This is a genomic window from Bacillus sanguinis (genome assembly GCF_018332475.1).
In the GTDB taxonomy this organism is placed as follows: domain Bacteria; phylum Bacillota; class Bacilli; order Bacillales; family Bacillaceae_G; genus Bacillus_A; species Bacillus_A sanguinis.
In genome coordinates, this window is record NZ_BOQB01000379.1 from 1 (window position 1) to 13,802 (window position 13,802).

Annotated in this window: 17 protein-coding genes; 7 read left to right on the plus strand and 10 right to left on the minus strand. The window is 33.4% G+C overall.

Translation table 11 applies throughout. From position 1 onward, the window contains the following. Positions 1 to 253: 253 nt before the first annotated feature. From hcp to KI369_RS26380, 3 genes are all read right to left on the minus strand, one after another. Positions 254 to 1,540, minus strand: a complete 1,287-nt coding sequence (hcp, locus tag KI369_RS26370; protein ID WP_212958464.1) for a hydroxylamine reductase — start codon at positions 1,538 to 1,540, stop codon at positions 254 to 256. A gap of 589 nt (positions 1,541 to 2,129) precedes the next feature. After that, positions 2,130 to 2,900 (minus strand): BcII family subclass B1 metallo-beta-lactamase, encoded by a 771-nt coding sequence (gene bla2 / locus KI369_RS26375; protein ID WP_212958440.1) that lies wholly within the window; start codon positions 2,898 to 2,900, stop codon positions 2,130 to 2,132. A gap of 142 nt (positions 2,901 to 3,042) precedes the next feature. Then, positions 3,043 to 3,324 (minus strand): MazG nucleotide pyrophosphohydrolase domain-containing protein, encoded by a 282-nt coding sequence (locus tag KI369_RS26380; RefSeq protein WP_001028122.1) that lies wholly within the window; start codon positions 3,322 to 3,324, stop codon positions 3,043 to 3,045. 117 nt (positions 3,325 to 3,441) lie between these two features. Here KI369_RS26380 and KI369_RS26385 point away from each other — a divergent pair, with 117 nt between their 5' ends. Then, a complete protein-coding gene (locus KI369_RS26385) occupies positions 3,442 to 3,732 on the plus strand; it encodes a DUF3784 domain-containing protein (protein ID WP_060631693.1) in 291 nt (96 codons plus the stop codon). Positions 3,733 to 3,761: 29 nt separating this feature from the next. Here KI369_RS26385 and KI369_RS26390 read toward each other — a convergent pair whose 3' ends face one another. Next, positions 3,762 to 4,043: a hypothetical protein gene (locus tag KI369_RS26390; RefSeq protein ID WP_212958442.1), complete on the minus strand. Its 282-nt coding sequence runs from the start codon at positions 4,041 to 4,043 to the stop codon at positions 3,762 to 3,764. A 133-nt stretch (positions 4,044 to 4,176) separates the two neighbouring features. On the opposite strand from KI369_RS26390, the gene KI369_RS26395 reads away from it, so the two are divergent. Beyond that, positions 4,177 to 4,371 carry a hypothetical protein gene (locus KI369_RS26395; RefSeq protein ID WP_212958444.1) on the plus strand — a complete coding sequence of 65 codons (195 nt, stop codon included), beginning with the start codon at positions 4,177 to 4,179 and terminating at the stop codon, positions 4,369 to 4,371. Between the two features lie 102 nt (positions 4,372 to 4,473). Then, entirely contained in the window at positions 4,474 to 5,511 is a 1,038-nt protein-coding gene (locus KI369_RS26400; protein WP_212958446.1) for a serine hydrolase domain-containing protein, read from the plus strand. A 36-nt stretch (positions 5,512 to 5,547) separates the two neighbouring features. On the opposite strand, the gene KI369_RS26405 is transcribed toward KI369_RS26400, so the two are convergent. The 4 genes from KI369_RS26405 to KI369_RS26420 form a co-directional block, all read right to left on the minus strand. Continuing rightward, complete coding sequence (locus tag KI369_RS26405) at positions 5,548 to 5,796, minus strand: hypothetical protein (protein WP_212958448.1); 249 nt, start codon at positions 5,794 to 5,796, stop codon at positions 5,548 to 5,550. Between the two features lie 277 nt (positions 5,797 to 6,073). Next, complete coding sequence (locus tag KI369_RS26410; RefSeq protein ID WP_212958450.1) at positions 6,074 to 7,117, minus strand: flavin-containing monooxygenase; 1,044 nt, start codon at positions 7,115 to 7,117, stop codon at positions 6,074 to 6,076. Between the two features lie 169 nt (positions 7,118 to 7,286). Then, complete coding sequence (locus KI369_RS26415; protein ID WP_212958452.1) at positions 7,287 to 7,640, minus strand: glyoxalase superfamily protein; 354 nt, start codon at positions 7,638 to 7,640, stop codon at positions 7,287 to 7,289. 13 nt (positions 7,641 to 7,653) lie between these two features. Next, on the minus strand, positions 7,654 to 8,346 hold the full coding sequence (locus KI369_RS26420) for a cyclic nucleotide-binding domain-containing protein (RefSeq protein ID WP_212958454.1): 693 nt from the start codon (positions 8,344 to 8,346) through the stop codon (positions 7,654 to 7,656). Positions 8,347 to 8,455: 109 nt separating this feature from the next. Between KI369_RS26420 and KI369_RS26425 the strand changes: the two genes are divergently transcribed. From KI369_RS26425 to KI369_RS26435, 3 genes are all read left to right on the plus strand, one after another. After that, a complete protein-coding gene (locus KI369_RS26425; RefSeq protein WP_212958456.1) occupies positions 8,456 to 8,902 on the plus strand; it encodes a DMT family transporter in 447 nt (148 codons plus the stop codon). 13 nt (positions 8,903 to 8,915) lie between these two features. Beyond that, positions 8,916 to 9,380 (plus strand): DMT family transporter, encoded by a 465-nt coding sequence (locus tag KI369_RS26430; protein ID WP_212958458.1) that lies wholly within the window; start codon positions 8,916 to 8,918, stop codon positions 9,378 to 9,380. A gap of 89 nt (positions 9,381 to 9,469) precedes the next feature. Continuing rightward, the gene (locus KI369_RS26435) at positions 9,470 to 9,964 is read left to right on the plus strand and encodes a hypothetical protein (RefSeq protein WP_212958467.1); all 495 of its coding nucleotides are present in this window, start codon (positions 9,470 to 9,472) and stop codon (positions 9,962 to 9,964) included. A 40-nt stretch (positions 9,965 to 10,004) separates the two neighbouring features. Here the strand turns inward: KI369_RS26435 and aiiA are convergent, their stop codons facing one another. Continuing rightward, a complete protein-coding gene (aiiA, locus tag KI369_RS26440) occupies positions 10,005 to 10,757 on the minus strand; it encodes a quorum-quenching N-acyl homoserine lactonase AiiA (RefSeq protein WP_046198343.1) in 753 nt (250 codons plus the stop codon). 187 nt (positions 10,758 to 10,944) lie between these two features. On the opposite strand from aiiA, the gene KI369_RS26445 reads away from it, so the two are divergent. Beyond that, entirely contained in the window at positions 10,945 to 11,964 is a 1,020-nt protein-coding gene (locus KI369_RS26445; RefSeq protein ID WP_212958460.1) for a zinc-binding alcohol dehydrogenase family protein, read from the plus strand. A 49-nt stretch (positions 11,965 to 12,013) separates the two neighbouring features. On the opposite strand, the gene KI369_RS26450 is transcribed toward KI369_RS26445, so the two are convergent. Continuing rightward, complete coding sequence (locus KI369_RS26450) at positions 12,014 to 13,405, minus strand: amino acid permease (protein ID WP_212958462.1); 1,392 nt, start codon at positions 13,403 to 13,405, stop codon at positions 12,014 to 12,016. Between the last annotated feature and the right edge of the window lie 397 nt (positions 13,406 to 13,802).

Genomic DNA, 13,802 nt, shown 5'->3' on the forward strand with positions numbered 1-13,802 from the left:
ATTTTTCTAAAATCCACTATTACCTATCGTTTACTGAAAATATTTTGAGAAACAACACTACTCAGTATTACCTATTACAACTACATTGTATGACTAGGTAGTTGTAAATGTCAACTCGATTTTTATATTTTTCTAAAATCCACTATTATCCACCCCGCTAAGAAAAGAAAATACCCCAAACAAAAATTCTACATTTTTGTTTTGAGGCACTATAGGCTAGCTCTTCTTCTAAATAAGACAGATCATTCTTTTGTTACGATAACATCATTTCCATATCTTCCGCTGCATTTGTAATCAGTTTTAAACCGAATGTTTCTTGTAAAACATCAAGTACGCCAGGTGAAATAAATTCAGGCGCCTTTGGACCGATACGAATATCTTGAATACCAAGACTAAATAGTCCAAGTAAAATGGCAACCGCTTTTTGTTCAAACCACGACAGGACAATACTAACTGGCAATTCGTTCACTTCACATTGAAAAGCATCTGCTAAAGCGGCTGCTATTTTCACTGTTGAAATTGAATTATTGCATTGCCCTAAATCGATGTAACGTGGAATCTCTGTATCAGGTACAACACCGTAATCCACATCATTAAAGCGGAACTTCCCGCAAGAAGTCGTTAAAATAACTGTTTCTGGAGGAAGTGACGTTGCTAATTCACGATAATATTCCCCACCTTTTCCTGGTGCATCACAACCTGCGATGACAAAGAAACGCTTAATCTTTCCGTCTTTTACTGCCTCAATAATTTCTGGAGCTAATGATAAGACTGTATTATGATGAAACCCTGTTACTAACTGTTCATCCGACTCCATATGTACTTCTGGAAGTTCTAGCGCTTTTTGAATCAATGGTGCAAAATCATCATTTTCAATTTTTTGTACAACTTCTAAACCTGCAATATCATATGAAAAGAATCGATCAGAGTACGATCCTTTAATTGGCATAACACAGTTCGTTGTCGCTAATATGGCACCTGTAAATTTTTCAAAAAGACGTCGTTGATCATACCATGCCTTACCGATGTTTCCTTTTAAATGTTTATATTTTTTCAGCTGCGGATACCCGTGTGCTGGTAACATTTCAGAATGCGTATAAATATTAATTTCTTTTCCTTCTGTTTGTTTTAATAATTCTTCTAACGCAAATAAATTATGACCAGTAACTACAATTGCTTTACCTTCTACATAGTTTTGCGTAATTTGAACAGGTTCTGGAACACCAAAGTGATTCGTATGTGCCTCATCTAACAATTCCATTACTCGTAAAGCCGATTTCCCAACTTTCATAGCCATATCAATATGTTCTTGTTCATTAAAATTAGAATTTGTTAATGTCATGTACAGTGCTTCTTGCGTCGTAGCATCTACAAAAGCATCCGTATATCCTAGCTGAGCAGCATGCGTACGATAAGCCGCAATTCCTTTTAATCCAAACACAATCGTATCTTGTAAACTTGCTATTGTTTCATTTTTACCGCAAACACCTATTACTTTACATCCGCCTGTTGGCGTTTGTTCACATTGATAACAAAACATGATCATCCCACCCTCTCCCAATCATTCCTTACAAACTAAGCATAATATCTGGTGAGATAAAAGGATGTGATATCAATCACAATAATATATAAAGATTTGTGACAGTTCATATTGTTGACATGATATTTTTATTGACTCTAAAAACATTACTGAAAAATGTACATCTTTGTTGGTACTTTCAAATAGCTAGTTAATAGATTTAGAGAACTATTAGCAACTAGCAATTTTTTTGATTGAAAATTCTATGGGAAAGTCCTTCATTTACAATACATTTACATTATCTTAACATTGTTTACATTATTTATATGATATATTTATATAGAAACTACTTAAGAAATCTCATTTACATTGTTATCTTTATGATTTTTATGCTAGGGGTGAATTCGGATGACTGAAACTTTGAAAACACTTATTATGCTTGATGCTACTTACGTTGTTATCGCAATTATGACGGTACTGGTATTTGTATACTTGGAATTAAAATCTCAGTAATATATGCTGAAGTAATGAACAGATTCAGCATTTAAATATAGTTAGAAGAAAGAGAGGAGAAAATTATTTCTCCTCTCTTTTGTATTTCTACAATTTCTTATTTTAATAAATCTAATGTATGTAAAAGTAATCCCCTGTCTCCTACTTCTCCATGACCAGGAACTACTGCATTTATATTTCTATATCGCTTCAGCACGTTCTCAATTGATGTAGACCATTCATTTACATAGGCATCAGCGATGTTTCCTAAATCTTTAGCTTCCGCAGATTTCACTAAACAGCCTCCAGCTAAAATGTTGTATTGCGGTAGCCATACGACAATATTATCTTCTGTATGTCCCTTCCCTGGATAGAATGTTTCTATTTTCATATTTCCAAACTTCAAATTCGTAATTGTTTGTAAGTCTCCAAGTGGTTCTTCATATCCATTTTCCTTTGCTAGTTCCGCAGTTAACGTTGTACTATGCGCTTTAATGCCTCTTTCTTTCAACGTTTTTATTCCACCAATCCGATCAGCGTGTGCATGTGTAATAATAACATCCGTTACACTCTTCTTAAATTTCTTTTCTGCCATCTCTATTAATTCCTTCGTTAACTTATCATCCCAAGAAGAATCGACAAGTACTAATCCTTTAGAAGTATTAAGGATTAAACCGTTCGAAGGAACTGCTTCTCCGTTAAAATAACCTAACTCCGTATGAACCCAAACATTTTTGTTTAACTGAGAAATTGAAATAGTTCCTGTCTCATTTTTTATTACTTTATACTCTACCTTTCGTTCTGCTTGTACAGAAGAAATTGTACTAACAAATGGAGTTATTCCTAGTAAGCTAACACATACCCCTACTTTTAATAATGTATTTTTCATTTTCTCCACCCTTTCTTTCAAACGAAATATTTATTACCTATATTAGACAATTCATCTCAAATGTTTGTTCCACCTTTTCTTACATATTTCCATATCATTAATAAAAAGCGCACAAAATTTTGTGCGCTTTTTAAATTTCCTTTTACCATTCACGTTTTTTATTAATCCTCATTTTTTCTTCAAATGCCTTCTCTAAATCAATTTCTAACTTGTTTGCTAAATCACATACATTCCAAATGACATCAAACATTTCTAAACCAATCTCTCTTTTCGAATCTTGTATTTTATCACGCTTTAATATAACTTCCGCTAATTCACCTAATTCCGCCATCGTATACATTGTACGCTCTTCAATGGTTGTATCTTGAAATCCTTTTTCTTTACTGAAATTTAATACGTATCTCTGGAATTCCACAATATTCATACTTAATCTCCCTTCATGATACATACTCCGTTTTTCTGTTACACTTAAAATGTATTTTGTTAAATTATAACATTCATATTATAATTTATTTATAACCCTTTAACGGAGGTGTTTTCAATGACTCTCTTCGCTTCTCCATCATTATTCATACTAGCAATCATTTCATTTGCACTAGCTTATTTCATCGGAGTTAAACAATACACTTGGCTCTTATCAGGATTCAATGAACGCCGTGTGCCAGATAAAATGAAGTTATCAAAAATAGTGGGGGTTTATAATTTAACTGCTGGGGTTATCGCCACAATTGGTAGTATCTTCACTACTCCTAATGCCAAAATCTTATTTCCTATCATTATAATTGGACACTTTATAATAGCTGCCTATGTAAATACACGTATGGTTCAATAAAAAAAGATCATCCGATTGGATGGTCTTTTTTATAATTTATCAACATATTGCTTCGCTTCTAATAAGGAAAAACCAAAAGCCTCCCTTACTCTCTTAACTGCTGTAACTGTTTTTCCTTCTTCCATAAGCTGGCGCAACTCTTTATTAATTTCAGGTTCTCTATCTACAATTCCCATTTCTTTCGAAATTAGCTGTAATCTATCTTCCATCCTCTTTAAACGTGCATCCGTTTTCTTTTCAATTCTATTTAATTTTTCAACGATATAAATAAACCCAAAGACCGCTATCGGTATGATCATCCAAAATCCCATGACTATTCCTCCTCATTAGCTTTCATTTGTTTTATTTCACTAACTTATGTAAATTTTACCACAATACACATTTAATGTATAATAGTAATATACAACACTATTGATAAAACCTTATATTTTAGGGGGACACTTTATGAAAAGATTTTTTAAGACATTACTACAATTTGTAGTTCTTTCAATTGTACTACATTTATTATTTGATATCGTTGGCTGGCTTGTTTTCAATGCGCCAATTCAAAACAAAGAAATGATTATTTCCTTTATAACAGCTTTCTGGCTAATGTACATGTACCGAGACAAATTTTTTAAAACATTCACTTCGAATTAACGAAAAAAACTTCATCGATAAAGGATGAAGTTTTTTCTTTTTCTCTCTATTTACTACTGTATAATAGAACTAACATTCTGTCTTTTTAAGAAAGGAGTCACTATGAACTTAAAAAGTAACAATATATACGAAAAAATGAACCAATATTCCGTTGCAGGTTTAAGCCTTGCTATTATACGTGATGGCAAACTAGACGAAACGATTGCCTTTGGAACGCTTGAATCTAGAACAACTAGAACTGTCACTACGAATTCTATATTCAACTCTTGTTCAATTAGTAAATTCATCACTACAATGCTCGTACTAACGTTATCAGATCAAGAAATCATACATTTAGATGAAGACATAAATGATAGACTCACACCTTGGAACATACCTACCAACCTATTTACCTCACAGAAAAAAGTCACCCTGCGAAATTTATTAAGTCACCAATCTGGAATTATTGATCCTCCTAATAGTTTTGGACATTATACATTTGCACAAGGGCAACCAAACATGTCTGAACTCCTTGCCGGTAAAACATCCTATTGCCCAGTACCAATAGAAATAACTTATAAACCAGAAAGCGAATTTCACTACTCCGATGCAAACTTTTGTATTATTGAACTACTACTTGAAGATATAACTGGAAAACCATTCAATCTTTTACTTGAAGAATATATCATTCAGCCACTCCAACTAAAGAATAGTACAGTATTCTCTTCTGAAGATATAAATAAAATGGAGAACTTTGCTTGCGGGCATAATAAAAATGGTACCGTTACAAATGAAAAGTATCCATTTTATCCCTTCGCAGCTGCTTCAGGTATTTGGACAACACCAACAGACTTATCAACTTTAGTAATTGAAATCATTCATTCCTTACAAGGAAAGGGCAAACTAAAACTTTCTCAAAAAACAGTACAAGATATGATTTCACCTCAAGGTTGCTCAAAATGGACTGGATTAGGGGTTTTTCTAGATAATTCTAATGAAGACTTACAAATATATTCACTTGGATGGGGCGTTGGATTTCAATGTATGATGGTTTGTTATCCATACCGGGGTAATGGTGCTGTTATTATGACGAACACTGACTTAGGTGTTCATCAAATGGAAGGGATTATTGGTGACGTCTTAAAAATGTTATCCTTATAATGAAAAGAAAGAAGCTGTTCCTTCCAGCTTCTTTCTTTATATAACATTTTTCGCAACAATTTTTATATGTTCTGGTGCAATAATCTCCGTTATACTTTCTTGGAAATCTTCCTGCAACAGTTCTTCAATATGTTCTAGCTGCACTTCAACATGTGTGCATTCTAAATTATGTATATTTAATAGTGCATAATGATCTTTTTTCTTAATTACTAAATATTGATTATCCTCTGTTACAAGTACAGAACCTAATCGTACTCCTAGTAGGCGTTGATCATCAAACTTCACAATCGCTTCCCCTTTCTACTTTAAAAATGTAAAGACTATAAAAACCCAATTCAAGGGAAAAATTCCTATATAGACTATATCATACTTTAGTAAACTATAAATATCATATTTCCTTTTACTAAAAACCCTTATTCTTTTATATATTTCGATACAAAAAACTTTCTCAACACGAAATTAGAATTTTCAGTTTTTATTCTTATGAAAATCTATTATAATAAAGTTAATAAATGTTTGACCTCTCCTAATTCATGTACATATGGATGATCAGTAGTCGCTGCTACTGATCTATTTTTTTGATTTCAGAAAGTAAATACGCTACATCCTTTCCTACACCACAAATAAGTGCAGAGCCCCTTTGAGATTGCCACGGCAAACCGATATAATATAATCCTCTCACGGGACTTATTCCTCTTACATGATTAGGAAATCCTTTCTCATTCACTGCTTTTTCTATTTCAATCCATTTATAGTTCTGAATAAAACCAGTTGACCATATAATACTTCCTACACTATACGTGCCACCACTTTGAAACATAATGCTATTTTCTGATGCACTAACCACTTTTTCCTCTAGTTTAATTGCTCCACTACGAATAAGTTCCTTTCCTTCAAAACCAAAAATAGGATCCTTTCTCTTCTGAAACCATTTTCCCCTCTTTGTATTTACTTCAGCGTACAATAAACCCAATTTTTCTAACCAATTAAAAATGCTTGTTCTAAAAAGATGTAGCGGTAAAAATGTTAAAGGATGACTGATAGACATTGTAACTTTATGAGTTTTTGCAAGTTCTACTGCAATTTGTATTCCTGAATTCCCGCCACCTACTACTAGTACTTTTCCCTTAGGAATTTGTGATGGTGATTTATATTGTGATGAATGTATTTGAAAAACATGTGATGAAAGATTTTCTGAAACTGAAGGGATAAATGGTTGATGAAACCCACCCGATGCGATAATAACTTTTTTCGATTGTAAAATTTCAGTAGGAGTGTGCAATTCAAATATTTCTTTCTCTTTCTTTATTTTTAAAACTTCCGTTTGCAATTGGATTGGTAATTGAAAATGTCTTGCATATTCTTCTAAATACGTTGCCATTTCATCTTTATGTGGAAATCCATTTCCTTCTCCTTTTACTATCATACCTGGTAAGCTACTATATTCCCTTGGTGTGAAGAGCTGTAAAGAATCATATCTGTTTCTCCATGAATCACCAACTCGGTTTCCTGCGTCTAATAATAAAAAATTATACCCTTCTTGCTTCAAATAGTATCCCATTGTTAATCCAGCTTGACCCGCTCCAATAATAATTATGTCTTTCACTCTAATCCCTCCCCTTAAACATATGAATACTTGTTCATATATTCATACGTTTCCATAATAATAACATTTTATTTTTATACCATTCAATATGCACTTAAAATAAAAAAGAGCAGTTTACCATCAAGTAAACTCCCCCTTCATTGTAACCCCCTATTTTGATAAAATATTTCTAAACCCTCTCCTCATAAAATATAATTCTATTTGAAAACGGATCAATCACAGTTAATTCCATTGTATCCCACGGTGTTCTCTCTATATCAGGTTTTGCATAAGCATAATCTTTACTTGATAAAATAGTATAATAACTTTTTAAATCCTCTATTTTCACACGAATCGCGCCACCTGGCGAAGCATCCCCATAATGTTCTGATAAATGGATTACAGCATCATGTAACGAAATTTGCATATATAATGGCATATGCTCCTCATATCGATGTTCCCAATCCAGTTTACATCCTAAAAAACCTAAGTAAAATAGCTTTGCTTTTTCAATATCAAAAATTCTAAATATAGGTGTAATCATTTATAATCTCCTCCTATTTATAAACATCTGCCGCCAGTTCCCTCAAAACATCCACATTCACTACTTCAAAACAACCATTGTTTTTCTTTATAATTTCTTTATCACAAAAAATATTTAATGTACGTAATAGGTGCCGATAACTCGTTCCTAACAATTCAGCTATTTCCGTTAAATTCCCACTAAATACAATTCGATTTCCGTGCTGCACCGCTCGTTCCCCTGCTGCTAACATGTAACTCGCCAATCTATTTTCAAGTGGATATAGTAAATTAATTGTACTATTTTTTGAAAGTCGGTTTAATTTATGTGCCAACGATCCGCAAATACATCGTAAAAATTTTGCATCATGAAATAGTTGATTTCTCACTTTCCCTAAAGGCAAACCAACACAATATGAATCTGCCATTACTTGTACGTTTGAAGCTGTCTTTTGAGAATGAATTAACTCCACATCTCCTAACAGCTGCAAACTATCATAAAAACATAATAATACAGATTTACCGTTACTTAATGTATTAAACGCTTTCGCTTTTCCTTCAACGAAAAAATATAAATAATCTATCTCTTCATTTTCTCTACAAATAAACTCATTCTTTTTAAAAAATATAAGTTCCATATACGGCTTCATATCATTACTAAAAAATGAGTCAATATTATTTTGTTTCATATACCCTGCTAATTTAATAGAATTACATACTTTCTTCATAGTTCCCCCGCCTTTACAACTCATCCCCATTGTAATCAAAATTTTCTTCTTCCACTATGACATATGTCATAGTAATACACAATTTCAGCATGATACAGTCATTACAAATATGAAATACAAAGGGGATATTACATTGTATAACTTTCTTTCTGTCTTTATTGGTGTGCTCATCGCCGTTATGCTTCCACTGAACGGGATTTTATCTGAGTTAATTGGCAAGTACACAGCGAGCGTTGTCATTCACCTAGTCGGTTTAATTGCAGTTATCTTCATTTTAATCATAAACAAAAATAAAATTCATTTTGATAAAAGAATTCCACTTTTTTTATATAGCGCTGGAGCGATTGGAGTATTCACTGTTCTTTTTAATAATATAAGTTTCTCCGTCCTTGGTGCCTCTATTACGATCGCATTAAGTTTACTTGGTCAGTCCATTGCTTCCATCGTTATTGACCATTTCGGCTTATTAGGAATGAAAGTCGCAAAATTTGAAAAGAAAAAACTAATTGGATTATGTTTCATCTCTTCCGGAATTATAATCATGACAATTTATTAATGGGGGCAAGAAAATGTTATATATTACGATCGCTATTTTAGCTGGTGTTTCTATCGTTGTTGCTAGAATTATTAACGCGAATTTAGCAGCGAAAATTGGTAATTGGGAAGGCACGTTTTTTAATTATATTACTGGATTATTTTTCTCTATGTTATTTTTAATTTTCAGCTCAGATTCATTGTATATTCCAATGCAGACGTTACAATCAATTCCTATCGCTGTGTACTTAGGCGGATTAGTAGGCGTTATCGTCATCTCCTTATCGAACTATATTACGCCTAAAATATCAGCATTTTATTTAACGTTACTCATCTTTATCGGACAATTATTTGCGGGGACTATCATTGATTTCATCTTGTCACACGAACTCTCAATGGGCAAAGTTATTGGTGGCATTTTCGTACTAATTGGTCTCACTTACAATTTACTCGTAGATCGTCCTGTTAAAACTATGCAGAATAACCAAGTTCAACTATAATACTTTACGCTTCCCTATCATATATTAATAGAAACGCTCTTCATACGAAGTAATAGAGAGGAGAATATTCTATTAAGAAAATCACTTTACTGCTAGGTAGTGCATTGATTATTTTTGGAATCGTATGGTTTTTCAACTCTGGGAAATCTATTCAAGATTTCTATACAGCAAATAAGCCAAAGAAGAAAGCTACTATCATTTCAACTCAAAGAGATCCAAATGAACCCCCTGTCTTTTTAGGAAAACAGGAAATAAAAGATATACATGTCGAGTCTATTAAAACAAAAAAAGATATCTTTCTCACAAAAACAGATGAATTAAAAACATTCATTAACAGTATGGATACCGCCAAAAAAGGAAAATTAACATTAGATGAAGAAGGATCAGATTTAATAGATTGTGATATGTGGATTACGTTCGAGGATGGAACTTATAAAAAATATTTCATATGGGTAGTTGACCATCACAATAACGAAGTAATGATTGCTCAGCAAGATACTCCTGATGATGTAAACCTCAAGTACTATCAATTAAATGAAGATAGCTCAAAAAAGGTTTATAACTTATTCAAAAAAATTATTTAAACGAAAAAGTCATGAGCACGTAAGCTCATGACTTTTTGCACTATATATATTCCGGGAACACTTTACAACCCTTTTCCTGCTCTATATCATGACCAAAGAAAATAATTGGTTTCTCTTTCGCCACAACTTCTTTTAAACGTTTAATGGAAGATAAAGCTAATTCCGAATCAAATCCCGCGAACGGCACTTCATCTTCAAAATTTTCTTTCGTATAAGATGCATCAATCGTTAATAATACAGGACCGGATTTTTCTGTCTCAATTAATAGCGACTGATGGCCTGGAGAATGGCCTGGCGTATACAATAATTGCACACCTGGTACCACTTCATAATCCCCTTCAATAATTTTGTAGTTCAAATGCGGTAATATACATTCTTTCATATATTCTTCTCTATGAAGTGCTGCCTCATATTCCGTTCGTTGCACAATAATCGGTGTATTTGTAAAAGCACCGTTTCCTCCTGCATGATCAAAATGTAAGTGAGAACTAATAATATATAAAAGGTCGTCCGGCTCATACCCTACACGCTTTAATATATTCACGATTCTATCCTCTTCAGTCATTTTCGGTAAAATCTGCCCTTCAACAAATGTACCGTTAAAAAGCCCTTCATTATTAACTGCACTTTCTGGCATACCTGTATCTACTAAAATAGGCCCCTCTTCCGTCTCCAAAAGATAACACCATACAGGTAAGTTCAATAAATTCCCCGGCGCGAGTGTACTATTAACAGAAGAATGATCTAACATACAACGACCTGCTGGGATGAAATAAAGCTTCTTTACTGTCATTATGTATCCACCTTTACATTTAGTTTGGGATAAAGTAATACAATAAAAAATTCTTCTTTTTAGAAATAAACTCCTTCTAGACTATCAGTACAGCTTACATAAAAAAGAGGGTATTTTTTTACATAGCAGTATTTCACCATCTATAATATAGAAGTAAAGGATTCTTATTTTAATGGAGGGAATATAAATGAAAGCAATTGGTTTACATGAATACTTACCTATTGAAGAAGAAAACAGTTTAATTGATATGGAAGTTGAAAAACCTGTTGCTACAGGGAGAGATATACTCGTTAAAATTAACGCTATTTCCGTTAATCCAGTTGATACAAAAGTTCGATCTCCAAAAGAGAAAAAAGAAGATGTAGCGAAAATACTTGGCTGGGATGCGAGTGGTGTTGTTGTACAAACCGGCGAAAATTGTACGTTATTTAAAGAAGGCGACGAAGTATTTTACGCTGGAAGCATTACGAGACAAGGTACATATAGTGAATACCACCTAGTTGATGAAAGAATCGTTGGTAAAAAACCAAAAACGTTAAGTGATGCTGAATCAGCAGCACTTCCGTTAACAGCTATTACAGCTTGGGAAGGTTTATTTGAACGTTTAGGTATTGATTATAATAAGAAAGATACGAACTCCTTTAAAAACATTTTAATTATAGGCGGTGCTGGTGGTGTAGGTTCAATTGCCATTCAACTTGCAAAATGGGCTGGACTGAATGTTATCACAACTGCATCCCGCAATGAAACGATACAATGGGTTGAAAAATTTGGTGCTGATTATATCATTAACCATCACCAACCTTTACAAGATCAAATAGTAGAGTTCGGGCTAAAAGATGTAGATTATATTTTCTGTTTAAACAATACAGATCAACATTGGCAAGCAATATGTGACCTCATTAAACCACAAGGAAAAATTTGCTCTATCGTAGAAAATGAGCACCCTCTTGAGATGGGTATTTTAAAAAGCAAAAGTGCTACATTCGTTTGGGAATTTATGTTTACAAAAGCAATGTATGAAACTGGCGATATGATTACGCAGCACGAACTATTAAATAAAGTAAGTGAACTATTAGATGAAGGTATTTTAAAGACTACTCTAAATGAAATATTTACACCAATCAACGCTGAAAACGTAAAAAAAGCACATGCCCTACTTGAAAGCGGAAGTACAATTGGGAAAATCGTTTTAGAAAAGTTTTAATAACAAAAAGTCCGATTTCCAAATGAGAAATCGGACTTTTTTACTATCTTTATTTACTTGAAATCTCTTGATCATTTGGAACATCTAACGGAGGTCGTTTTCCTATTCCGAAAGCATAGAAACTAATTGTTACGATAGCTAAGAACACAATACCTACAACTAGTGAAATACGCGTATCATCGTTAAACCACATTCCGATTAATACCATAATTAAAAAGGCAATTGTCAAATAGTTTGTAACAGGAGCAAATGGCATTTTGAACGGATGATCCTTCATCTCTGCCCCTTTTTCTTTTCTAAAATTAATTTGACTAATTAAAATGACGAACCATGGTACCATACCAGGAAGTACACTTGCACTATATACATATACGAATAAGTTTTTCGGAGCGATATAACTTAAAACAACACCAACCGCTAAACCGATAATTACGCCAACTGTACCAAATAAAGGTACACCATTTCCAGAAAGTTTTGTGAAATATTTCGGTGCTTGTCCATTTACACCTAACGTGTAAAGCATACGTCCCGCACTATAAATACCACTATTACAACCAGACATCGCCGCTGTAATAACAACGAAGTTAATAAGTCCTGCCGCAGCCGTAATACCAACTTTCGCAAAAGTTGCTACGAACGGACTACCAATTGTACTTAATTGATCCCACGGATACACAGTTACAATAACGAAAATAGCACCAATATAGAATATTAAAATACGCCAAATTGTACTTTGAATCGCTCTTGTAAGTGTCTTCTTCGGATTCTTCGCTTCACCAGCAGTAATCCCGATTAATTCCACACCTTGATATGCTCCAACTACAAGTGATAACGCAAAGAAGAATCCTGAAAAACCACCTGTAAAGAAACCGCCATTTTCCCAAAGATTTGATATGCCAATCGCTTCTCCGCCGTTACCAATTCCGAAGAAAATAAGACCAAATCCTGCAATAATCATTAATAGAATCGTAACGATTTTAATCATCGCAAACCAAAATTCAAATTCACCAAATGACTTAACAGAAATTAAGTTAGCTGCGCCAAGAATAACCATTGCGATAACACCTGGTATCCAAGCTGGTAGATCTGGGAACCAATACTTCATATATGCCCCAACTGCGATAATCTCTGACATCCCAACGATAACCCACTGGAACCAGTTACTCCACGCTGTCATATAACCTGCTAGCGGGTGAATATACTTATGACCGAACGTCGCAAATGAACCTGTACTTGGCTCCATATACAACATTTCTCCCATGGCACGCATGATGAAGAAGATAAAAATACCTGCAATTGCATACGCAAGCATTACTGACGGACCTGTCCATTTAATCGTGCTAGCTGACCCCATAAACAAACCAACACCAATTGTTCCGCCTAAAGCAATCATTTGAATATGACGTGCTTCTAAACCTCTTTTCAATTCTTTGTTTGCCACTTCATTTCCCCCTCTTAGATGATTCATAGCCGCATTTTAAAACAAGATGCTTTCCCCTAATTCCTTTCAGCCCTGAAAATGATGAAGCAAACGTCATTTTACACTAGCTTTAAAGCTATCCTAAAATCGTTTTCTGCCTCTAATAAAATTCTCAAAACCTTTCATCTTCCAATATTCTATAAATCTTAAAATTACTTACCTTATATTAATTCATTAGTCTGAAAAATTCAATTATTTTTTCAATAAATTATTATTCATAAGTCTGATTAATTTTTAACTAAATTAACAATAAAATACATCTATTCAATATGATTCCGGTATGAATGTTATTACAATATAAATAACCGAGGAAAGTATATCTTCCTCGGTTTCATACTGCATATACTTCACTAATTAT

Bases quoted from the DNA above. Each gene is read 5' to 3' on its own strand.
- KI369_RS26400 (WP_212958446.1), top strand. From the start codon at position 4,474: ATGAACTTAAAAAGTAACAATATATACGAAAAAATGAACCAATATTCC.
- KI369_RS26430 (WP_212958458.1), top strand. From the start codon at position 8,916: ATGTTATATATTACGATCGCTATTTTAGCTGGTGTTTCTATCGTTGTT.
- hcp (WP_212958464.1), bottom strand. From the start codon at position 1,540: ATGTTTTGTTATCAATGTGAACAAACGCCAACAGGCGGATGTAAAGTA.
- KI369_RS26395 (WP_212958444.1), top strand. From the start codon at position 4,177: ATGAAAAGATTTTTTAAGACATTACTACAATTTGTAGTTCTTTCAATT.
- KI369_RS26420 (WP_212958454.1), bottom strand. From the start codon at position 8,346: ATGAAGAAAGTATGTAATTCTATTAAATTAGCAGGGTATATGAAACAA.
- KI369_RS26445 (WP_212958460.1), top strand. From the start codon at position 10,945: ATGAAAGCAATTGGTTTACATGAATACTTACCTATTGAAGAAGAAAAC.
- aiiA (WP_046198343.1), bottom strand. From the start codon at position 10,757: ATGACAGTAAAGAAGCTTTATTTCATCCCAGCAGGTCGTTGTATGTTA.
- KI369_RS26415 (WP_212958452.1), bottom strand. From the start codon at position 7,640: ATGATTACACCTATATTTAGAATTTTTGATATTGAAAAAGCAAAGCTA.
- KI369_RS26385 (WP_060631693.1), top strand. From the start codon at position 3,442: ATGACTCTCTTCGCTTCTCCATCATTATTCATACTAGCAATCATTTCA.
- KI369_RS26425 (WP_212958456.1), top strand. From the start codon at position 8,456: ATGAAATACAAAGGGGATATTACATTGTATAACTTTCTTTCTGTCTTT.
- KI369_RS26380 (WP_001028122.1), bottom strand. From the start codon at position 3,324: ATGAATATTGTGGAATTCCAGAGATACGTATTAAATTTCAGTAAAGAA.
- KI369_RS26390 (WP_212958442.1), bottom strand. From the start codon at position 4,043: ATGGGATTTTGGATGATCATACCGATAGCGGTCTTTGGGTTTATTTAT.
- bla2 (WP_212958440.1), bottom strand. From the start codon at position 2,900: ATGAAAAATACATTATTAAAAGTAGGGGTATGTGTTAGCTTACTAGGA.